Source organism: Pirellulales bacterium, assembly GCA_019636335.1.
In the GTDB taxonomy this organism is placed as follows: domain Bacteria; phylum Planctomycetota; class Planctomycetia; order Pirellulales; family JAEUIK01; genus JAHBXR01.
The window spans coordinates 1-21,170 of the sequence record JAHBXR010000019.1 but is presented as its reverse complement, the minus strand read 5'-3'; the positions used below and the strand labels follow the sequence as shown (position 1 = coordinate 21,170).

The following is a 21,170-nucleotide window of genomic DNA, read 5'->3' as shown; positions in this document are numbered from 1 at the left end:
GGGTCCTACCGTGTGCTGGCGGTGTGGGCGGTGGCCGATTCTGTCGCTCGGCCGTTGGCTTTCACAGCTCTCGTGGGGGCGGGCGCCGGGCGTGTGGCCGCGGCGCCATGGCCATTCGTCGGGGAGGGGGAATGCGCGCGTCCCACGTGCGACGCCGCGTGACCGTTGCGCAAAGGCACGTCGGCCTGCTCGCGCAATAATTCGAGGAAGCGGCCGATCGTGCCGTCGAGCTCGCGACCGCGCCGAAAGATGATGCCCAGCGGACGAACCAACTCGTCCGTGTCGAGCGGCACGGCCACCAGCGTGCCGGCCGTCACCTCGGGCTGTACCGTCGGCTCGGGCAACAGCGCTACGCCGGCGTCGATCTCGACGGCACGTTTGATCGTTTCGATGTTGTCGAACTCCATCGCCACGTCGACCATCACGCCATCGAGCGAGAGCACGCGATCGATCTCGCGACGGATCGTCAGGTCGCGGTCGAAGCTCACCAGCTTCTCGCCCGCCAGTTCGATCAGGGCGATGCGCGGACGCGACGCCAGTCGATGCCCGGGGGCACAGACCAGCACCATCGGCTCCTCGCGCCAGGGGATGGCCTGGATCGTGCGCGACGACTTGGGATAGCTGACCAATCCCAGGTCGGCCTTGTCGTGCTCGATGCTCTGATAGACGCGGTGCGGGTGGAGGTACTCGAGCCGCACATTGGCCTTGGGATAACGACTCAGGAAGTCCTGAATCGAACGGCTCATGTGGTGCAGCCCGACCGAGTAGATCGAGGCCACGCGCACGCGGCCGACGACCTCCTGGTGCAACGTGCGGACTTTGTCTTCCAGCGCGAAGTAGCGCTCGACGATGCCGCGGCAGCCGTCGTAGTAGACCTCCCCCTCGGCCGTGAGCACAAAGGGACGCTTCGAGCGATCGATGAGCTTGACGCCCAGGCGATCCTCGAGCTGATGCACGACCTGGCTGGCCCCCGACTGGGAAATGCCATTCTCGCGAGCCGCACGCGAAAAGCTGCGTTGGCGCACGACATCGCAGAAGATTTTCAGGGACTTGACGTGCATCGATGAGAAAGACGTGACGGGCCGCGATTAGCGTTTCAGATAGAAAGCGCTTCCAGCATTCTTAGTGAACATATCAAACTAGGGAGTGCGACACCCCGCGTCAAGCAAATTCTCAGACATGGTCCCTCCCGCTTACCGCTGCTAGCATCAGGAAAGCCAACGACCACAACAAAGACCATAAATCAATGTAATAAAATAACTTACATCGAAACGCCAGGTGATCCCTATCATCACAAGCCTGAATAGAGAGGGATCTGATCTGCAGAAAGTTCGCTTCTGGCGGAACTCTCCTGGCCAACTCCGCCCCAGGAACCGGCGGACAAGTCAGTATCACCTTGCCCAGATCTCCAGCGGCATTGCCACGATCAGCCGGGTAAACGCCGAGCCGATGCAGTATTACGCGGCAGCGAATACCCGAGGAACGAGATTCTCGGCAGGGCTGCCTGGAACGCTTCACTCCCGCTCGAACGTGCAAACAGGAAGAGATACTGAAATGCCTTGTCCAGCGCGAGCATTCTCGAAAGGACGATCCACGCGCGTTGCAGGCGTACGCGCGTAAAAAGACCCGGTCGCCTGCGGGCCAGGTGACCGGGTTCTGTGGTTTCCATCGTTCGTCCGCTGGAGTTAATCGGCCTTCTTCTGCGGCGTGTAATCGTGATCGCGTTTGCGCAGCACGGTGGCCGAAAGAATCTTGTCCGGTTCGCCGACGGGACGCTGAGGATCGCGTTCGTGCAACTTCGGCAGCACGTCCATCCCTTCGATCACGCGACCGAACGCCGTGTGGCGACCGTCGAGATGGGTCGTTGGCCGGAACGTGATGAAGAATTGCGAGCCGCCGGTGTCCTTGCCGGCGTGAGCCATGCTCAAGGTTCCGCGGAAGTGCTCGCGATGATTGTCGGTGTAGCACTCGCAGGGAATCGTGTAACCGGGTCCACCCGTGCCATCCCCCTTCGGATCGCCTCCTTGCGCCATGAAGCCGTGCAAGACGCGGTGAAACGAAAGCCCGTCGTAGAACTTTCGCTCGACGAGATTGATGAAGTTGGCCACGGTGTTCGGGGCTTCGTTCTCGAATAACTCGATGACGATGTCGCCTTGATTCGTCTTCATCAGCACGCGCGGCAGATCGTCGGCGGCCGCTTCTTTCTCACGAATTGCCTGCTCTTTTTCCCATGCTTCACGATGCTTGTCGAACTGCGACAGGGTCAGTTGCCCCTGATCGTCGAGCATGTTGTTTTCTTGCGCGAGCTTGAGGTACTTCGCGGCGTTGTCGTAGTCCCCCATGGCCCAGGCCGACATGCCGGCCCACAACATCGGCTGCTTGTACTTGAATTCGGTATCGCTGAGCAGCTTCGAAATGCGATAGGCATTCTCGTAATCGTCGTTCGTGTAATTGTCGCGGGCGTCGACGAGCAGCAGGTTATTGACGTCGTCCTTGCCATGCTCGCCGGCGACGTACTCGGCCTCGGCCGCCGCGATCATCGCCCGGTACTGCTTGTCCCCCTCGGAAATCAGTTGCTTGAACTGCTCCTCCATGGCCGGCCGTTCTTCGGGCTTGACCAGCTTGAAGTTGAGCTGCATCTCCTTGATCTTGGCCAAGGTATCGCGGAAGACCGCCACGGCCTTTTCAAAATCACCCTCGGCCGCGGAGGCCGCCGGTTCAGTGGCGGCGGGCTCTTCCGGCTTCGATTCAGGTTCGGGGGCATCTTGCGCCACGGCTACCAGGGGAGACACGAGCAAGAGAGGCAAGCAGAGCGCGCGGCGAGCGTATCGCAACATGACGAGTTTCCTGTCCGCAAAACGTGTGCTTCAATAGGGTTCGCGCAGACTACTCGCGCCGCGCTGGCCCAGATTTTTCAAGGTCGTAGCCTACCATAGAGCGCTCGCTGCCGCCTAGTATGACAGCGACTTCGTGTAGCCCGACTTCGTTACGTGAGCCGTTTGACGGGAGTTCAACTTGGCACGCCGTGGCAAACCGACCGCACGCTCCGTTCGTCCCACCCCCTCTGATCCGGTGGCGGCGCCGTTGCGGATCGTGGGGGGAAACCTGCGTGGACGGAAGCTGCTTTACTCGGGCGATCCACGCACCCGGCCCATGAAAGACCGCGTGCGCGAGGCGGTTTTCAACCTCGTGGGACCGAGCGTCGTGGGGGCACAGGTCTTCGATCTGTTCGCCGGCACGGGCGCCATGGGCCTCGAGGCGGTCAGCCGGGGCGCTGCCCAGGCGACGCTCGTCGAGCGGCACTTTCCCACCGCCAAACTGATCGAACAGACCGTCGCCGACCTGGGCATCGAAGCTCAGGCGCAGGTCGCCGCGGGAGACGTCTTCCATTGGGTACGTCACCTTCCCGAGCCCGCCACCGGCCAGCGCTGGGCCGTCTTCATTTGCCCACCTTATCGCCTGTTTCAGGAACAAAGGGACGAAATGCTCCAACTCGTGGATCGGGTCATCGCCGCGGCGCCCCTGGACAGCATCGTCTTGGTCGAGGCCGACGCGAACTTCGACTTTGCCACGCTGCCCGACGCCGATCGCTGGAATGTCCGCGCGTATTTACCGGCGGTCATCGGCACCTGGCGACCACAAAGCGTAACGAACAACTAGCTCAACCCTTGTCCCTGCGGGGTCGGAGACCATTCCACGATGGATGTGCGTCATATCGATGAAGTGTCTGCCTTCACGACGAAAGACGGCTCGGAGATTCGCGAGTTGCTGGCCTATCGCAACTCGGTGATCCGCCAGCAAAGCCTTGCCGAGGCGCGTCTCGCTCCCGGCGCTAAGACCCAGGCGCACTACCATCCCCAAACCGAGGAGATTTACTACATCCTCGTCGGCCAGGCCCGGATGCGTCTGGGTGACGAGGTGCGCGAAGTAGGGCCGGGCGATTCGATCGCCATCCCGCCGGGCGAACCCCACCAGATCACGAACATCGGCGACGTGCCGCTCAAGTTTCTCTGCTGCTGTGCCCCAGCCTACGAGCACGAGGACACCGTCATAATCGAGGGCTGGGACTAATACATCACCTGCTGTCGCTTGACATAGCAGCCATGCAGGCAAACGCACTTTGCGTTGCAACTCGTGACGAGTCTTCGAGATAGCCTTGGTGGCCTCAGGCCCGGCACACTTTTCTCACAAACCCCTGTTTATCCAGACGGTGTATTTTACCGATCTCACTTAGGCGCGGAGTGCGCGAGCGCGCCAAACGTGCGCTACATCGGTGTCAGGCACGGAGCCGGGAGATCGTTTCCATGCGTCATCAAGGCGGTGGGCTCAATGCCCCCTTCCTGGGGCTTCTGGTTTGTTTGTTCGTGTTGAGCCTCTTGGCCCCGCGCAGTTGGGAGCGCGTCGCCAGGCGACAACCGGTTGAGAAAGCCGCCGCTGCGCCCGTTCGCCCCGCGCCCGAGTCGTACGCATCGCGACAGCAGGCAATCCGCGTGTTCAGTGCCCAGCGGGGCGAACCGACGCTGGCCAGGCCCCGCGTTCATGGTCCCCAGCTTTCGTGTGCGTGGAATGCCGAGCGCGACACGCTCGAACTGGTGCCCGCCCAGCAAGCCGTGACCGAACTGCGCAATCCACGGCTCGCTGCCCAGATCGACGCCGCAGAGCTCGCCCCGTCCGACGCACTGGTTGTGGATGAGACGCCCGTGGAGCTCGGACCGAGCTTGTCGGTCGCCTCGCGTCCGTCCCCCGTTGCCGACGAGGACCATCTTCGCTTCGACGGCAGCTTCGGCGAGCTCGAAGCAGCCTGGGAACTGCCCGCCACCACGGCCAAACGTCGCGCCGGCTTGGCAGGACCGGAGTCACTTTACGTGCAACTCTGGCGGTTGTCGGCCCGGCCTGGCTGTGACTTCTGGTCGCTGCGCACGGCGGCGCTGGTGCGGATGCTGCACGAGCCGGCGACGCTGAGCAGCTTCGCGCGGCAACAGACGGTGCTCGAGCAACTGGCGGTCGCCTCGCGCGACGCGGACGAGTTGGCTCGCCTGGTCGGAGAGGGGACCGGCGCGACGGAGGTGCGTCGCGCGCAACATGCGCTCGACCGGCGTCTGAAGTTGTGGCAGTCGGCCGCCACGGTCCGCCGCACGACGCCCTCGCTGGTGATCATGCCCCGCCTCCAGAACGACCGCCTGGGCAGGCGAGTCAGCGAAGTCGCGGCCTTGACGCATGGCGCGCTGCATGGCGCCGAGTGGCGCGAGTTCCTGCTGCTCGACTCGCTGGCGGTGGCCGAGTCGGGCGTTACCGAGACGGCCGACGAGCGCGAAGTGGCTCGCCGCATTTTGCAACGCCTGACCGAGTCGCGTCTGACGCGCTCGCAACGTTCGTTCGTTTCGCAAGGGCCCGTGGCGGCATTGACCGAAAGCCTGCGCGGTCGCGCCGCCGAGCCCGTCGATCTCGAACGAACACTCGCGCGCCTGGAACAGTATGAGAGGAGCGGCCTGTCCCAGGATGCGCAGTTGGTGGCCGCGGACCGCCGGCAATTGGAATGGATGAACACGGACGAAGCACGGCAATTGGCCGACCTGATCGACACGCACTATCGGAACTGTAATCTGCGTGTCGCGGTCGCCCGAGAGTTGATCGAGCGGTTGCTGCCCGCCCGCGATCCTCAGCACGAAGCCGTCCGCGAAACCATTCTCGGCGTGCCGGTCCGCGGCCAGGGTACCACGACGACGAACCTGTCGGTCCGTCTGGTTCCTGATGACGCCCGTCTGCGGATGGCGATCGAGGCCGCGGGCCTGATCGATTCGCGCACCACGTCGCGTAGCGGCCCGGCCCGTTTCTGGAACGACGGGCATGGGCAGTATTTCGTCCGTGCCCTGCTCAACATCACGCCCGAGGGCATCCAACTGGGTGACATCGACGGCCACGCGACGGTCGCCTCGCGGCTGCGCAACTTCGAAACCGACTACGACGGCATCCCGCTCGTCGGTTCGCTCGTGCGAGGAGTGGTCGAGCGCGAATACAGCGAGCGCCGGGGGGCCGCGCGACGCGAAAGCGAACGTAAGGTGACCCATCGCGTCGAACAGCGCATCGCCGCCGAGGCTGGCAAGATGGTGGCCAACGCCAACCGCCAGCTCGACGAACGCGTCGGCAGTCTCTTGCGCGAGTTGGGCTTCGACACGCCGGCCAGCGTCCTGCAAACGACCGACCAGCGGCTCATCGCCCGGCTGCGTCTGGCCACCGAAGAACAACTCGGTGCGCACACGCCCCGGCCGCGAGCCCCCTCCGACAGCGTGCTGAGCCTGCAAGTTCACGAATCGGCCCTGAACAACCTGGTCGAGCAGCTCGATCTCGATGGTCGCCAGTTCAGCGTGCCCGATCTGCACCAGTGGCTCGCCACGAAGCTGCACCTCAAGAACTCTCCCGCCGTCGATCCGAGCCGCGAAGAGGTCTTCGTCACGTTCGCCGAGAACGACGCCGTGCGCGTCCGTTGCCGCGAGGATCGCATCGAGGTGACTTTGTCGCTGGCCGACGTCGAAAACCCGGAGAATCACTGGCGCAACTTCCAGGTGAAGGTGTTCTATCGTCCGCAGGTCGAGGGCTTGAGCGCGCAGCTCGTGCGCGACGGAACAATACAGCTCATCGGCCAACGACTCGGCGCCAAGGGCCAGGTTGGCCTGCGTGGCGTCTTCAGCCGCATCTTCTCGCGCGAGAAACCGCTCCTGCTGCTGCCCGAGCAACTGGTGACCGACCAGCGATTGGAAAACCTCGCCGTGACACAGATGGTGATCGACGACGGCTGGATCGGCCTGGCCGTGGGCCCGCAACGCAGCAGCGTGACGCTGCCCGTGGCGCTGGCGCCGCAGCATCAGCAGTAAACACCCCCATTAGGAACGTACGACGCGCGCCGTCACGCAGACGTCGCCGTCGATGTCGCACACCACGGGATCGACCAATGCCAGCGACTGCGAAATTGCCGCGATCCCCAGCCCGCCGATGGCGTCCGGTGCATCCGCGCCCCCGATGATCTTCGGCGCGATGTAGACCTGTACCTCGTCGAGCAAACGTTCGTCGACGAGCGTGCCCAAAACCTGAGTTCCCCCTTCGACGAGGACATTCGTCATCTCGCGGCGTCCCAACTCGCCGAGCAATGCATGCAGGCGCTCGGCAGGTGACTCGCCCGGGCAACGGAACACTTCACAACCTTGCGCAGTCAGCCGTTCGATGTCCGCGGCCGGGGCATCGTGCGCTGCGGCAACGAGCACGGGCAGCTCGCGCGCGGTACGCACGAGCTGCGAACCGCTCGCCAACTGCGCGCGGCTATCGAGCACGACGCGCGTGGCAATCCTTGGGCCTGCCGGGCGCGCCGTGAGGAGAGGATCGTCGGCCGTGGCGGTGCCGCGCCCGACGATAATCGCATCGACGCGGCCGCGCAGCTCGTGGACCAGCCGGCGCGACGATTCGTTCGAGATCCAGCGGCTGTCGCCCGTTCGCGTGGCCAGTTTGCCATCGAGCGACATGGCCCACTTGGCAATGACCCAGGGCAGGCCCGTTTCCACTCGCTTCAAGTAGGGGGCGTTCAGAGCGCGCGCCGCTTCCTCGCCCGTGCCTACGACCACTTCGATGCCGGCAGCGATTAATTCTTGCAGCCCGCCGCCGGCCACTTGGGGAAAGGGATCGCTCATGGCCATGACGACGCGTCGTACTCCCGCGGCAATCACGGCGCGGCTGCACGGGGGGGTTTTCCCCTGGTGGCAGCAAGGCTCCAGCGTGACGTAGAGTGTCGCGCCGGCGGCACGCGCACCGGCGAGCGAAAGGGCTTCGATCTCGGCATGGGGACCACCAAAGCGGCGGTGCCAACCTTCGCCCACGATTTCGGCCCCGTGCGCAACCACGCAACCGACCAGCGGATTCGGCTCGACGCGTCCCTGACCTTGTCGTGCCAACTCGATCGCGCGGGCCATGTGCCAGGCATCGAGAGCAGACTGTTGCATGGGACGTGCGTCGGCGATTAGCAGGGGGAAGTGGAGTTGCGAACCGTTTAATCCATGCCGGGCAGCCATAAGCCCGACTTGCTCGACTGTTGCGCCTCGGCACCTGGGGTCCAGATACCTTCTTCGGCGGGTGCAGCCGCGGGAGGCGCGCCGGCGACGGCCATCTCCTGCGTGGGACGGCCATCGGGGCCAATCAACCCCAGCGAATACATGATCCGCATCAGCGCCTCGCGCACGCCCGGTTCCGCGGCATGCTTGGTTGTCAGCACGCGGATCAGATGCTCGAACTGGGCGGCGTCCCCGCGCATGAGTCGCAGCGGAACTTCGGCCAGATAATACTGCGCCGGCGACGTGCCCATGCGAATCGCTTCTTGCGCCGCCTGGCCGTAGTACTCGAGCGCCTCGTCGGGCGTCGCGGCGTTGTCGGCCAGCACGCCGTAGGCTTCGGCCTTGTCGATCTTGCCGTCGAGCGAAACGCGCCCGACCACCTCGCGCGTCGCCTGCGGCAAGGCGGGACGATACCGCGTCAGCATCAGATGCGTGTAGGCCGCCAGGAGTTCGTCGTCCGAGAGCTTGCCGTAGTCGAGACGTGCGTGCCGCACCAGGGGTAGCGTCCGCACGCTCACCGTTGCCGGATCGATCGTCGCCGACGGGGGAAGCCCCAGCGCCTCGCGCAGCTCGTTGAAATCGAAGCCGCGCATGTGACGTGCCGAGACATCCTCGAGCAGCAGGATCGCCGCCAGCAAGGGAATGCGATACTGCGGATCGGACGCGGCCTCCCGCGGTGTCTTGCCGCCCAGCAGCTTCTGCGGATAGCTGGTCCATCTTTCCATCACCGCGGCGCGGGCGAAGTTCACAGCCAGCTTCATTTGAATGTCGGCGGGAGTTCCCGGAGGCAGGTAATGCTTCGAACTGAGAATCGCCGAAACAGGCGACTCGCCGTCGATCACCTGCTCTTCTCCGGCAGGGCCAATCGCGTCTCCCGCGACCTGCTCGACTACCTGGCGGGCACGGGTGAGATCTTCACCGCGCAATCCCTCGACCTCGAGTCGCGCCTCGCGATCGGTCTGCTTGCCGAAGACATAGAGCTCACCGACCACCTTCGGCACGTCGGCAATGTTGAGCTCGGTTGCTTGCTGCAACTCGGGTCGATCGAGCAGCAGGTAGCGTGCCCGCGGCGGCGGCTCATCCGATTTCGGCAACTGTTCGACCGGCGCCTGCGCCGTATGGCGATCGGCCGTGAGCGATATTAACAGCCGCTCGAGATCGACGATCGGATAGGTCACCAGCACCACGTCGATCGACGGTTCCGCCCCTTCGACGTCCAAGAGTTGGGCCAGGGCCTCGGCCTCGACGGCATCGTCGAGCGGAATATCGAGTGCGGCCAGCTTGCGCAGCGCCTCGGCCGCGCCGGCCGAATCGGCGGTCCAGGCCCGCGTCGTGGCCAGATTCGTCCAGACCGCCGGCGAATCCTTGCCAGGGCCGGCCGCCAACTCGCTCCACGACTTTTCAGCGTCGATCCAATCGGCTTCCTGCGTTTCGGCGTACGCCTTGGCAAACTGATCTTTCCACGCGACGCCGTCGGGGCAGGGGGCCAATCGATTCACGTCGCGCATCATGGCCGGCAGCGATTCGGCGCTGCTGAGCTGCATCACCATCGACACCGGGAACTCGTCGTCCTGGGCGATGGTCATCATCAGCGAGAAGTGCGCTTTGGCCGCCACCGGCTGACCGGCCGAGAGCAACATCCGCGCCAGCGTGCCTAGCGCCGTGTAGACCTGATTCGGAATCGACTCGCGGCAGGCCCGCAACGCCTGCTGCATCTGGGCGACCCCCGCGCGCGGACTCTCCACGGCGGCCTTGAGCGTGGCGCTTTCGGCCAGCGCAATCGGATTCTCGGGATGCTTCTCGACAAACCGGCGAATGGCCTCGCGCATCTCGTCGTAGCGGTGAAGCTCGCCCAGCACGCCGATCTTGATGGCCATCAGCGCCGGCCGGTCGGGCTTCGTGGCCTCGAGCTTGGCGATATGGTCGAGGCAGGCCAGCCGCTGGTCGCCGGCAATCATCCGCTCGATCTTGTTCAGATCGTCGAGCAGTTCGGAGCAACAAAACTTCACCTTCTTGCCCGATCCACAGGGGCAAGGAGAGTAACCGTCGAGAGGCATGCAAACAGTCCGTTCGCTGGAGAAGAAGGGCAAGGCTTGCGGCGGCGCCGGCCTGGCGCGCAGCGACGACCGCGGTCGTCGCCCCTGATCGTAGCAAATTGCCCGCGGGCGGACGAGGATCTAGCCGCCCTGGCCGCGGGGCAATTTGGCAGAAAAGAAGGCCTTGCGGGCCAAGGAAGCCGGGCGATTACTTCGCGGCGCTCAGTTCCTCGCGCTTCCGCACGATGAGCTGCAGCAGGGCCTTTTGGGGATCGGCGAATTTCTTGATCCCCTCGGACATGAGGGTCTCTTCGAGGTGCTGCATATCCACCCCGCGGTTGATCTCGGCCAACACGTCGGCGGGGGGTAATTCATCGATGCGGCGCGTCGCCGTGCGGCCGCTCTTTTCGTAGGCCTCGTTCGTCTCGGGGGGATTCGTCTCGATGTCCGAGCCGGCGAACGCTTCGACGTACTTCCAGGGAGCGTCCTCGGGCTTCTTGGTCCCGGTGCTGGCGAAGATCATCTCTTGCTTGTGCCTGGTATTCTTGGCCCCCCAGTACTGGTTGTTGTCCCCCCAGATCTGCTTCGCGTTGACGATACCAACCATGCCCTGGGCAGCGGCCGAAAGCTTGGGCAAGTGCTGCTCGGTGTACACGTCGACGCGCGAAACGAAGATGCTGTAGACGCTTTTGAACTGATCGAGACTGGCCCGGCGCTGCGCGCCGCGCCAAACCGCCTCGCAAGCGGCCTTGTGCTGCCGGGGCGAGAAGATGAGCGTGACGTTCAGCGTGATACCGGCCGCGCAGAGCTCCTCGAGGGCGTCGATGCCGGCCGGGGTGGCGGGCACCTTGATCATGCGGTTCTTGTGTCCGGCCGACCAGCGCTTGCCGAGTTCGATATAGCGCTTGACGCGTTCGGCATGCGGCGGCCCCGTTTGGGGATCTTCGAGCAACGGATCGAGCTCGAAGCTCACGTAACCATCGTTACCGCCGGTCTGCTCCCACACGGGCAAGAAGACTTTTTGTGCCTCCCGCACCAGGCGATCGGTCGTGCTCCACGCAATCTCGTCGTCGCTCAGTCCGTCGCGAATGAAACCTTCGATCTCGTCGTCGAAGCGGCCGGTCTTAATCAGGTTCGAGACGATCACCGGGTTCGACGTGGCGCCGGTCGCCCCGAGGGCTCGGTTGGCCACGACGAGATCGGGGTCGATCGAGTCGAGCCACAACTTGGTGCCGGATGCCACGAGCGAGCGAAGGGGTGAAGACATCGGTTCGATTCCCCGTACGGAGTTGAGTTAGTTTCCAGCACTGCCAGCATGCACTGCCCGGCTGGCACAGCAGCCACGCGCTCGAGGCGTGCCCTGTCAATCGAATCTTACGACTCGAAGCGGTGCCCTGACCGGGTTGCGGTGCCGAGCGCGCGCCCCGGTGGCACTCTCCATCGTTAGACGATCCTGTCGTCCGAATGTCAAGTCCGGAAGGAAGTTGCGATTTGCACCACGCGAAGGTCCGAGCGCCGTCGAACCACTTTGCACCGTCCCGAATTCGTTCTCGCGCGGCTGGACCAACCTTTTCACGCAGTCACCCATGTAAAAACAGGCAAGCTCTAACGATTTCGCGGAATCTAACGATTATTCCTGCTTTTTGCGAGCCGCTCGGTCGATCTAGGGTACGACGAGCCGTGCGCCTCGGGGGCACGGCTCACACCGTAAGTACCAGACTCGAGCGGAGACGTTGCCCTTGAAGGGGCCTATTCACTACTGGCTGCTTTGCCTGACGGCAATCGCCCTCGCCGCCGGCACGGAAGGTGCCGCGGCACAGGCACCCCGTTCGCGCGGGGCGAGACCCGCGACGCGCCAGGTGGCGCCACCGCGGTCGGTCTCAGGCTCGTCGTTCCAGGATGCGCTGCGCAAGACGGCCTACCAAGACACCCCCTATTACGAAGAGGAGCCTTCCGCAGACCTGCGTCCCGTTCCTGCCGAAACGGCCGAGGAATATTCCGCCCTTGAAGAGGGATACGGGGAGGAAACCTGGTACGAAAGTCCTCCCGGCGAGGGTTGGTACGAGCCCCACTGCCTGGGCTGCGGCGCCGCCGATGAGTGCTGCACTTGCGAATGGGACCAGTTCAGCGGTTGCCCTTCTCCCTGGTTTGCCACGGCTGAAGCCATCTTTACCCAACGACAACGGTCGCGCAACCGCATCGTGTCGCGCGACCGCGCCGATCCGATTCAAGTCATTTCGGGCGGTCAGATCATCACGGTCGCCAATGCGACGGCCGTGATGGGAACCAAGTCGGTCGGCAGCTTTGATTTCGAGCCGGGATTTCGCTTCACGTTGGGGCGCTATCTCGGACGCGATATGTTGAATCGCGACCACACGCTCGAGTTCACCTACTTCGGCCTGCTCGATTGGTCGGGTAGCGCCCGCGTACACAACCAGGGGGGGCAGCTTATTGCCCTCAGGGGCAACGACACGATCCCAGCCGCGGTCGGTGGCTCCCTGGTCACCGACTTCCCGACGAGCTTTCCGAATGGCAACCCTTCGGTCGGCGGTTTCAACTTCGCGACAACGCACTACATCGAATATGGGTCGCACGTCAACAATTTCGAACTCAACTATCGCCTGCGACGCGCCCTGGGGCGAGACAGCCTCGTGGGCCAATCGGACGGAAGCTGGCATCGCCAGTTAACGCCGGGACATACCCCTTCGATCTTTGGCGGCGTGCGCTACTTCGAACTCGACGAGCGGTTCTACTTCTTCAGCGAAGCTTTGTACATTCCGCCGCCACCGCCGCTGAACCAACCCGTGCGGGTGCAATCGCCCCAAGGCGGTGAATACACGATTCACACGCGCAACCGGCTGATCGGCGCCCAATTGGGAGGCGACTTGATCGACGAGCACGTACGTTGGAATTGGGGAGCGCGCGGGAAAGTCGGGCTTTACGCCAACTTCGCCGAGCAAGACAGCGTCGTGTGGATCCAGGCCCAGGAAGCCATGTTCACGACGGGCAATCAGGCGTCGGGCGGCAGCGACCAACGGCTGGCCTTCATCGGCGAACTAGGTTTCGTGGCCAATTACCGCTGGACGCCGAATCTCAGCTTTCGCGCCGCCTGGGACATGATGTGGGTCTCGCGATTGGCGCTCGCCCCCGAGCAACTAAACTTCACCTTCCCCCAGACCGATTCGATCGTCACGACCGGGGGACTCTTCTTCAACACCTTCTCGGTCGGTGCGGACTTCAGTTGGTAGTCGGCGGGACATGCCTCCCTATCAACGATAACCGTAGGCCGGGTTCTGCGTGTCGAAATCGAGGTCGCTGATCCCCTGGTTGAATTGCACGTTCTGATACGTGTACTCCTCGAGCAACACTGGCTTGCCGCCAGGCGTGGTCGGCCAGAGGTATCCCTCGAAGCGGATCGGCAAGCCGGTCGCGTGATCGTAATACGTGCGCGACAGGTGGAACTTGAAGTTCTCGCGCTCGACGGGATGTACCACCTGCACGCAGGTACACTCGCGACCATCCACCTTGGCTCCCGGATAGGTGTTCACCTCGCACTCGCCGAAGTTCAATTCGTAGCGATGCAGGTTGGCCAACTTGGACGCGAGATTCTTGATGCCGATGCTCGTGAGCGGGTAGAGATTGCCCTCCATCATTCGCGATCCGGCGGGATCGAGCGACATCGTGCCGGCGATGCGATCGCGAATGCCGGTGGTGTGCCCGAGCACCTTGCCCTCGTTCTGCCCTTCGACGTAGATCGCCTCTTGTCCCTTGGGTTTCACGGGGCCCAGGCAGTAGAGATAGATGCTGAAGGGCGCGTGCCGCACCTTGAGGAACATGTAGTCGTAGTTGCTCAGTCGACCGTCGATCCGCTCGCGCTTGATGAACGTCGCTGAATAATCGTGCAGTTCATCCGCGCGCTGCACGGCGCGATCGGCCAGTTCGAGCACCGCTTCGAGCGGATGCGGCGGCGCCGTCTCGGGCGTCAGCGGCCGGACTGCCACACGATCGCCCGATCGAACCGCCGCGGCGTTCGCCGTTGCGGGCGCACGCGCCGCATCGCCGGGCGCTTGAGCACCCACGAGGCCCGCGCCCCCAAGTATCGCGCTGCCCGTAATGAACAGCAGAGTTCCGCTCCGCCTGGTGCGTTGGAACATACGCGTCTCCCAAACTTCCTGTTTTGGGGATCGGTTACGAGGGTAAGCGAACGCGCACGCCTGGCGCGCTGCTCCCAGCGTTCCGCCGTGCTGCTTGTTAGATGCCGCGAGGATGTCGCCGGGGTAAGGGAGTAAAACGAGCGGGTATTGGTACTTATCGCCGCGCCGCGCCGGGAATCTTACGCAAATCGGGCCGGCGCGGGGGGCGTATGCTACCAGCGTCGCGCCGTCGGTGTAACGTGAATTCAACCATCCATCGACGTGGATCGCAGGAGAACCTCGTATAAGCGATGTTCTCGATGTCAGCTTGGCCGTCGTAGCACCAGGGCCGCAGCCTGCCCCGTCGCAGCATGATTGAGCACGAGTGCGGCCGGGGCATCGGTTTTCATCGTTCGGCGGTGAATCACGTTGAGCGGACAAGCCGGATCGGGCTGCTCGTAGTTCAAGGTCGCCGGCACTTCGCCAGCGGCCATCGCTAGCACGCTGGCTGCTAGCTCGACCGCGCCGCTTCCCGCCCCCAGGTTGCCGAAGTAGCTCTTTGGCGCCGTTACCGGCGTATCGGGCAAGACCGCTGCGATGGCGCGGGCTTCGAGACAGTCATCCTCGGCCGTGCTCAAGCCGTGGGCGTTGATGTGACCGATGTCCTGCTGCTCGACACCGGCCGAGCGCATCGCCCCTTCGATGGCGTGGCGAATGGCGACCCCTTCGCGCGGCGTCTGGCCCCGGCGGGGCTCGAAGCGCATCGCCGAGCCAGCCACGGTGGCCAGGATCTTGGCCCGGCGGGCCTCGGCATGTTCGCGCGATTCGACCACGAAGACCGCCGCTCCTTCACCATTTACCGCGCCGTCGCGGTGGGCGTCGAAGGGACGGCACGCCCCTTGCGGATCGTCGTTGCGCCGCGACCAGGGAGTCAGCGAGCTACGGACCCAGAGCGTGGGATGGATCCGCGAGCTCGCGCCGCCACAGAACATGACGTCGGCTTCGTCCCGTTCGACGACGCTTGCCGCTTCGGCCACCGCACACAGGCTCGAGACGTCCCCCATCGTGATCGAGTTGCTGGGGCCACGCGCATCGCAAGCAATGGCCACATGGCAGGCCGGCATATTGGGCAAATATTTGAGCATCCACAAGGGATAGATCTTCTCGAGCGCCGCGGTGCCCCAACGGCTGAAATCGAATTGCCCGTCGACCAGGCACTGGGCAAAGGCCGGCGCCGCTTCGGCCAACTCGCAATGCATCAGGTCGGCGCCGAACACGACCCCCAGACGCTCGGGGGTCAGCTTCGCCGTATCGAGCGCGGCGTGCTGTTGGGCCAGGCTGGCCGCGGCCACGCCTAGTTGAATATCGTGCGACATCACCTTGAGACTCTTCCGCTGGGCGATGAACTGCTTGGGATCGAAATCGCTGATCTCGCCTCCAAAATGCGCCGCCGTGGCACTCGTATCGAAGCGGGTAATCGGCCGCACACCGCTGCGGCCCCCGAGCAGCGAGGCCCAGAACGCGTCGCACCCGTTCCCGATCGGACTGACCACCCCCACACCAGTAATGACCACCTCGCGTCGCGTCGGCAGCCGGCGATTGCTGCGCGGCGCGTGCTTCGGGCCAATGCGTGGTAAACAACGCATGTCGATCGCACGAACAGCGCCCGGCAGGATGCTTGTTGCGACTCCGCGCTCGACAACAGGGAACGCAGGACGGGACGCCGGTCTGGGACGGCAGGCGGGCGCCGGGTTGCGGGCCGAAGGGCTTGCCGTAAGATGACGCGACATTGAACGGTCCATGTTTCGTTCGTTCCCTTCTGGCGGGCCCGCCCAGCATCAGATCAAGCGATCTGAACAGCGGCGAGGCCTGAAAGCTGAGGTTGTCGGGTGGATTCGGTCGTACTCAAGCCGCGAAAAGCGGCCCCTTTTTTCGGCCGTCACCCCTGGGTGCTCGACTCGGCCATCGCCCGCCTCGACGGCACTCCGGCCGACGGCGACGCCGTTGACCTGGTGACCGATCAAGGCAAGTGGATTGCCCGCGGGCTGTTTAATTCGCGGAGTCGGATCCGCGTCCGTTTGTACACCTGGGATGTACAAGAATCGCTCGACGAGTCGTTCTGGCGTCGTCGTCTCTCGACGGCCATCGCCTGGCGACGTCGACTCGGCTACGACGCCCCCGAGGGGGCCGCGCGGCTTGTATTCAGTGAAGCCGATGGGCTGAGCGGCCTGGTGGTCGATCGCTTTGCCAACTACCTCTCGATTCAGGTCACGTCGCTGGGCATCGCCTCGCGACTCGACACGCTGGCGCCCATCCTCGCCGAACTGACGGGGGCGCAGGCCGCCGTCGTCCGCTCGGAGAAAGGGGTGGCGAAGCTCGAAGGGCTCGAATACATGGACCGCACCCTGTTCGGCACGACGCCCAGCGGTCCGATCTTCATCACCGAAAACGGCCTGCGTTACGGCGTCGATCTCACCGAGGGGCAGAAGACCGGCTTCTACGTCGATCAGCGCGAAAACCGGCTCGCGGCGGCGCGGTACCTGAGCGGCAGGCGCGTGCTCGATGCCTTCTGCTACAGCGGCGGATTCAGTCTGGCGGCTGTCGTGCATGGCGGTGCGACCGAAACGTTGGGCATCGATGCCAGTGAGAAGGCCATTGCGCTCGCTCGTGCGAACGCGGAATTGAACGGTGTCTCGAAGTCGCAGTTTCTCGCCGGCGACGGTTTCGACACGCTCGCCAATCTATGTGCCGAGGGTCGGCGTTTCGGCGGCGTGATCCTCGATCCTCCCAAGTTCGCCCGCAGCCGCGGCACGGTGAATGACGCCCTGAGGGCCTATCACCGTCTGAACCGTCTGGCCGTCGGCATGCTCGAACCGGGAGGAATCCTCGTTACCTGCAGTTGTTCGGGGCACGTCACGCGCGAAGACTTTCTTTACATGCTCGCGGGGGTGGCGCAAAAATCGGAACGCGACATTCAGATACTCGAACAACGAGGCGCCGCACCCGATCACCCGACGAGCGCGACTTGCCTCGAGACCGAGTATCTGAAGTGCTTTATCTGCCGCGTCGTTTGACGCGGAGACGGGCGTTTAATTCTGCAGGGCGGATTCGATGGAAGCCGGATCGGCCTGCGCGGTCGAGTTGGCGGCGGCACGATTGCGCGTCTCGGCCTGTTCCGCGCGCCAGGCCTGTTCGAGGGCGGCTTGTTGCCGCTGCTGCCGTGCCTGCGCCTCGGCCACATTGCTTGCGGCCAGATCGATCGTGAAGGGATTCTCGATCTGCTCGGCGCCGACCGGCGGCTTGGATTCCACGGGCGTAGCACTGGCAGGCGTCTGGTTCGACGCCAGTTGAATATCGCGGGTAGCCATCTGCGCCGGAGGAGCCGGGGGTGGCGGCAAGTGCCGTCGATTTTTCGCGTAGAGCGAGTTGCTCGACATGGGGCCGCTCTGGGGCGAGCTCGCATAGAGTCCACCACCCGAGCGACGCTTGCCCCCCGAGGGAGGACATGCCGACGCGATCTCAACCGCGGCAGCCAATACCGATCCCAGCACGAAGGTGACGATGAGAATTTTGCGTTGTCGAATAGTCATGGCGTATTCCTTTTCCCGGTTGAATCCGACGCCGGTTGTTGAACGGTGCAGGGGGCGAGCTCGATCGAGGGGCTTACCGGCGGCTTGTCGCCAAGCTCTTTTTCCGGCCTCGTTCGACCTCGCCCGTTCTAGCTAGGCGTAGGTCGGGAGCGGATGTTTCACCCCTGCGCCGGAAAAATGGCGCAAACCTTCCCGCGACGCTTCTTGCGAAGACTCAATCGAGCAGGAATTCACCCGCGTCGGCGGCCTCGAGAAAGGCAAGATTGCTCGACAGCAAGCCTGCCAGGGCACGCATTTCGGCCGTGGTATACCAATGGAACGATTCGACTTCGGCCGGATTGGGCGTAGGAATGCCGGCCAGATCGAACTCGGCCTGCCACCACGAGAGTTCCACCCGCCAGGGTGTCACACTCTGCCAGAGGCGTTTTTTGGGTCGTACTTCGAGGGCCAGTTCCTCGCGCAATTCCCGCACCAGAGCCTGCTCTTCGGACTCGCCAGACTCGATGGCTCCCCCGGGAAAACAAAACGCCCCCGGCGCCACCACGGTCTGAGAGCGGCGAATCACGAGGAATCGCGTCTCCCGAACCACGACGGCGATCACTCCTCGACGGACTGGCGGGGGGGGGTCCATGGAACGATTCAACGTAAGTGACTGCCACGACGTACAGAAAAGAGCAAGTCTCGCGTGGCGAGGTAATCGAAAAACCGAACTATCAGCGGTAGAATGCAGCTACCTGTCCGCGGTCGTGCCCGTCCGGTGTAACCTGCGGCAGCGCAACCCGTCAACGAGGCGGCGTGGCCCCCACTCGAAACTTCGGCTAGTTCCACCCCTCACTGCCGCCGGCCGGGCGATGCGAGACGCCCAAGAGAAGGACCCTGGATGGAGTATCAACCGGAGAAAAACGACGACACCCCTCGGAAACCGGTGTCGCCGTCGCGGATTGGCAATCCCGCCACCTGGCTGATCGTCTTGATCCTGGTGCTGTTTGTCGCGCTCTATCTGCGCCGTCAGGCCGAGAGCGCGTCGGAGATCAGCTATAACTTCTTCCGTCAGCAACTTGCGGAAGGGAATATCCAGGAAGTCACGATCGACGGCCAGGAAATCACCGGCCGGTTCAAAGACCCTCCGCTCGAGCCGATCCCCCCCGTCGTCGTCGAGCCAGCGAAGTCGAGCGATGAGAAGCCGGGGGAAGCCAAGCCCGCCGAGCCCAAGAAACCGGCGGAGCGGAAGCGCCTCAAGCCCAGCTTCACCACGGTCCTCTCGCCTCTGGTTGCGCTCGATGGCTCGGCACTCGATCAAGAGCTGCTCGACAAAGGAGTACTCGTCCGGGCCAAGCAGCCCACCGACAACACTGGTTTCGTGCTGCTCGCCTACCTGGGCATCAGCGTGCTTTTTCTCGGCGCCGCCTGGATGATGTTCCGCCGTTCGCGCGATCAGATCATGGGGGGGGGCATCTTAGGGGGGTTTGCCAAGAGCCCGGCCAAGCGCTACGAGCGATCGAACCTGCGGGTCACCTTCGCCGACGTCGCCGGGCTCGAAGGGGCAAAGAACGATCTGACCGAAGTGGTCGAGTTCTTGAAGAACCCCGAGAAGTTTCAGCGGCTCGGCGGGAGGATTCCCAAGGGCACTCTCTTGATGGGTCCCCCCGGCACGGGCAAGACCCTGCTCGCCAAGGCGGTCGCCGGCGAGGCGGGCGTGCCGTTCTACTCGATCAACGGCTCGGAATTCATCCAGATGTTCGTCGGCGTCGGCGCCAGCCGCGTCCGCGACATGTTCAAGACCGCCAAAGAAAACGCCCCCTGCATTCTCTTTATCGATGAGATCGATGCCGTGGGACGCGTGCGCGGAGCGGGGCTCGGCGGCGGCCACGACGAACGCGAACAAACGCTGAATCAAATCCTGAGCGAGATGGATGGCTTCACGCCCAGCACGTCGGTCATCGTGCTGGCGGCGACAAATCGCCCCGACGTGCTCGATCCGGCCCTACTGCGGCCGGGACGATTCGATCGGCACATCACCGTCGATCGGCCGAACTTGAAGGGACGGATCGCCATCTTCAAGGTGCATTTGCGCGACGTGCCCATCGCCCCCGACGTCGATGTCGAACGGTTGGCAGGCGGTACCGTGGGGCTCACCGGCGCGGACATCCGCAACTTGGTGAACGAAGCGGCCCTGTGGGCCACGCGCCTGGGCAAAGACAAAGTCGACATGAGCGACTTCGAGCAGGCACGCGACAAGGTGCTGATGGGCCCCAAGCGCGAAGAGGTGCTCGTCGGCAAGGAAAAGCGCATGACCGCCTACCACGAAGCGGGGCACGCCCTGCTGGCCTGGCGCTTGCCCGGGATCGATCGCGTCCACAAGGTGACGATCATTCCGCGCGGACGTGCCCTGGGCGTCACGCAATTGCTGCCGGAAGAAGACCGCATGAACATCAGCGAGAGCGAGCTGCACTCGCGGCTCGTGTTCATGATGGGAGGACGTGCCGCCGAGAAGCTGGTCTACAACGAATACAGCGCCGGGGCCGAAGACGACCTCAAGCGCGCCACCCAGCTCGCACGGCGGATGGTCACCCACTGGGGCATGAGCGAACGCGTCGGCCCGGTGGCTTACCGCACGAGCGAAGAGCATCCCTTCCTGGGCAAGGAATTCCACGAGCAGCGCGAGTTCAGCGAACACACGGCGCAGGTCATTGATGAAGAGGTAGCCCGTATCCTGCACGAGGCCGCCGATCAGGCGCGGAGCATGCTCGCCGAGCAACGCGAAGCGCTCGATAAGCTGGCCCTCACGCTGGAAGATCGCGAGATTCTCGACGAGCGCGAAATCGCCGAGTTGATCGGTCCGGCGCTGGCGCGCACGCCCAGCCACAATGGCGAGGTCAATGGAACGCCCGAGACGAGCGAGGCGTCGCCCAGTGCCACAGCCCAGAAAAACGCTTAGCAGGCGTTCCTACCCCAAGACGTCGGATTACGCCGAGTGCGTTACCCAATGCTCTTCGGCGTCTGTGATCTTGTCATCGGCCGCATACGCCACGGCGGCACGTGGCGTCCGAGGGCCAGCAGGACCCGGATGGCCACGATGGCGATAAACCAGCCCAACAGGGCACCGCTGGCGGGCGCTACAAAATCGTTGTCGAAAGCAACGCCCCAGCGTGGCACGACGAACTGCTCGACGAGTGGTCGCCCGAGAAAGTATATCCCCACTACGCAACCGAAATAGGCCGCGCCGACCAAGTGCCAGTTGCCTCGTCGAGCCAACAAGGCCACGGCGGCAAAGGCCAGGGCGGTCGGAATGCGAAATAGGGGCACGGTCATCAT

At 63.9% G+C, this 21,170-nt stretch carries 16 protein-coding genes; 6 read left to right on the top strand and 10 right to left on the bottom strand.

Going from position 1 to position 21,170, the window contains the following annotated elements:
• Positions 1 to 5: 5 nt before the first annotated feature.
• Together KF708_17600 and KF708_17595 are read right to left on the bottom strand one after the other, a co-directional pair.
• Entirely contained in the window at positions 6 to 1,061 is a 1,056-nt protein-coding gene (locus KF708_17600; GenBank protein MBX3414506.1) for a LysR family transcriptional regulator, read from the bottom strand.
• Between the two features lie 624 nt (positions 1,062 to 1,685).
• The gene (locus tag KF708_17595; protein ID MBX3414505.1) at positions 1,686 to 2,168 is read right to left on the bottom strand and encodes a peptidylprolyl isomerase; all 483 of its coding nucleotides are present in this window, start codon (positions 2,166 to 2,168) and stop codon (positions 1,686 to 1,688) included.
• Between the two features lie 847 nt (positions 2,169 to 3,015).
• On the opposite strand from KF708_17595, the gene KF708_17590 reads away from it, so the two are divergent.
• From KF708_17590 to KF708_17580, 3 genes are all read left to right on the top strand, one after another.
• Positions 3,016 to 3,660 (top strand): RsmD family RNA methyltransferase, encoded by a 645-nt coding sequence (locus tag KF708_17590; protein ID MBX3414504.1) that lies wholly within the window; start codon positions 3,016 to 3,018, stop codon positions 3,658 to 3,660.
• Between the two features lie 39 nt (positions 3,661 to 3,699).
• Positions 3,700 to 4,071, top strand: a complete 372-nt coding sequence (locus KF708_17585) for a cupin domain-containing protein (protein MBX3414503.1) — start codon at positions 3,700 to 3,702, stop codon at positions 4,069 to 4,071.
• A gap of 233 nt (positions 4,072 to 4,304) precedes the next feature.
• Positions 4,305 to 6,872 carry a hypothetical protein gene (locus tag KF708_17580; protein MBX3414502.1) on the top strand — a complete coding sequence of 856 codons (2,568 nt, stop codon included), beginning with the start codon at positions 4,305 to 4,307 and terminating at the stop codon, positions 6,870 to 6,872.
• A 9-nt stretch (positions 6,873 to 6,881) separates the two neighbouring features.
• Here KF708_17580 and ribD read toward each other — a convergent pair whose 3' ends face one another.
• From ribD to KF708_17565, 3 genes are all read right to left on the bottom strand, one after another.
• Positions 6,882 to 7,988: a bifunctional diaminohydroxyphosphoribosylaminopyrimidine deaminase/5-amino-6-(5-phosphoribosylamino)uracil reductase RibD gene (ribD, locus tag KF708_17575; protein MBX3414501.1), complete on the bottom strand. Its 1,107-nt coding sequence runs from the start codon at positions 7,986 to 7,988 to the stop codon at positions 6,882 to 6,884.
• Between the two features lie 47 nt (positions 7,989 to 8,035).
• Positions 8,036 to 10,153, bottom strand: coding sequence for a hypothetical protein (locus KF708_17570; protein ID MBX3414500.1), 2,118 nt, complete (start codon positions 10,151 to 10,153; stop codon positions 8,036 to 8,038).
• Positions 10,154 to 10,340: 187 nt separating this feature from the next.
• Positions 10,341 to 11,399 carry a transaldolase gene (locus tag KF708_17565; GenBank protein ID MBX3414499.1) on the bottom strand — a complete coding sequence of 353 codons (1,059 nt, stop codon included), beginning with the start codon at positions 11,397 to 11,399 and terminating at the stop codon, positions 10,341 to 10,343.
• Positions 11,400 to 11,871: 472 nt separating this feature from the next.
• Here KF708_17565 and KF708_17560 point away from each other — a divergent pair, with 472 nt between their 5' ends.
• Positions 11,872 to 13,380, top strand: a complete 1,509-nt coding sequence (locus KF708_17560) for a BBP7 family outer membrane beta-barrel protein (protein MBX3414498.1) — start codon at positions 11,872 to 11,874, stop codon at positions 13,378 to 13,380.
• Positions 13,381 to 13,401: 21 nt separating this feature from the next.
• Here the strand turns inward: KF708_17560 and KF708_17555 are convergent, their stop codons facing one another.
• A complete protein-coding gene (locus KF708_17555) occupies positions 13,402 to 14,286 on the bottom strand; it encodes a DUF1571 domain-containing protein (protein MBX3414497.1) in 885 nt (294 codons plus the stop codon).
• A gap of 302 nt (positions 14,287 to 14,588) precedes the next feature.
• A complete protein-coding gene (locus KF708_17550) occupies positions 14,589 to 15,911 on the bottom strand; it encodes a beta-ketoacyl-[acyl-carrier-protein] synthase family protein (protein ID MBX3414496.1) in 1,323 nt (440 codons plus the stop codon).
• Positions 15,912 to 16,154: 243 nt separating this feature from the next.
• Here KF708_17550 and KF708_17545 point away from each other — a divergent pair, with 243 nt between their 5' ends.
• The gene (locus tag KF708_17545) at positions 16,155 to 17,339 is read left to right on the top strand and encodes a class I SAM-dependent rRNA methyltransferase (protein MBX3414495.1); all 1,185 of its coding nucleotides are present in this window, start codon (positions 16,155 to 16,157) and stop codon (positions 17,337 to 17,339) included.
• A gap of 15 nt (positions 17,340 to 17,354) precedes the next feature.
• Here KF708_17545 and KF708_17540 read toward each other — a convergent pair whose 3' ends face one another.
• Together KF708_17540 and KF708_17535 are read right to left on the bottom strand one after the other, a co-directional pair.
• Positions 17,355 to 17,855 (bottom strand): hypothetical protein, encoded by a 501-nt coding sequence (locus KF708_17540; protein MBX3414494.1) that lies wholly within the window; start codon positions 17,853 to 17,855, stop codon positions 17,355 to 17,357.
• A gap of 214 nt (positions 17,856 to 18,069) precedes the next feature.
• On the bottom strand, positions 18,070 to 18,444 hold the full coding sequence (locus KF708_17535) for an NUDIX domain-containing protein (protein ID MBX3414493.1): 375 nt from the start codon (positions 18,442 to 18,444) through the stop codon (positions 18,070 to 18,072).
• Between the two features lie 291 nt (positions 18,445 to 18,735).
• Between KF708_17535 and ftsH the strand changes: the two genes are divergently transcribed.
• Positions 18,736 to 20,793, top strand: coding sequence for an ATP-dependent zinc metalloprotease FtsH (gene ftsH, locus KF708_17530; protein MBX3414492.1), 2,058 nt, complete (start codon positions 18,736 to 18,738; stop codon positions 20,791 to 20,793).
• Between the two features lie 41 nt (positions 20,794 to 20,834).
• Here ftsH and KF708_17525 read toward each other — a convergent pair.
• On the bottom strand, positions 20,835 to 21,170 hold a 336-nt coding region (locus KF708_17525; GenBank protein MBX3414491.1), incomplete at its 5' end, for a hypothetical protein.

Excerpts from the sequence above, each read along its gene's own strand:
- KF708_17600 (MBX3414506.1), bottom strand. The coding sequence starts at position 1,061 with ATGCACGTCAAGTCCCTGAAAATCTTCTGCGATGTCGTGCGCCAACGC.
- KF708_17580 (MBX3414502.1), top strand. The coding sequence starts at position 4,305 with ATGCGTCATCAAGGCGGTGGGCTCAATGCCCCCTTCCTGGGGCTTCTG.
- KF708_17550 (MBX3414496.1), bottom strand. The coding sequence starts at position 15,911 with ATGCGTTGTTTACCACGCATTGGCCCGAAGCACGCGCCGCGCAGCAAT.
- ribD (MBX3414501.1), bottom strand. The coding sequence starts at position 7,988 with ATGCAACAGTCTGCTCTCGATGCCTGGCACATGGCCCGCGCGATCGAG.
- KF708_17565 (MBX3414499.1), bottom strand. The coding sequence starts at position 11,399 with ATGTCTTCACCCCTTCGCTCGCTCGTGGCATCCGGCACCAAGTTGTGG.
- ftsH (MBX3414492.1), top strand. The coding sequence starts at position 18,736 with ATGGAGTATCAACCGGAGAAAAACGACGACACCCCTCGGAAACCGGTG.
- KF708_17540 (MBX3414494.1), bottom strand. The coding sequence starts at position 17,855 with ATGACTATTCGACAACGCAAAATTCTCATCGTCACCTTCGTGCTGGGA.
- KF708_17595 (MBX3414505.1), bottom strand. The coding sequence starts at position 2,168 with ATGAAGACGAATCAAGGCGACATCGTCATCGAGTTATTCGAGAACGAA.
- KF708_17585 (MBX3414503.1), top strand. The coding sequence starts at position 3,700 with ATGGATGTGCGTCATATCGATGAAGTGTCTGCCTTCACGACGAAAGAC.
- KF708_17555 (MBX3414497.1), bottom strand. The coding sequence starts at position 14,286 with ATGTTCCAACGCACCAGGCGGAGCGGAACTCTGCTGTTCATTACGGGC.
- KF708_17570 (MBX3414500.1), bottom strand. The coding sequence starts at position 10,153 with ATGCCTCTCGACGGTTACTCTCCTTGCCCCTGTGGATCGGGCAAGAAG.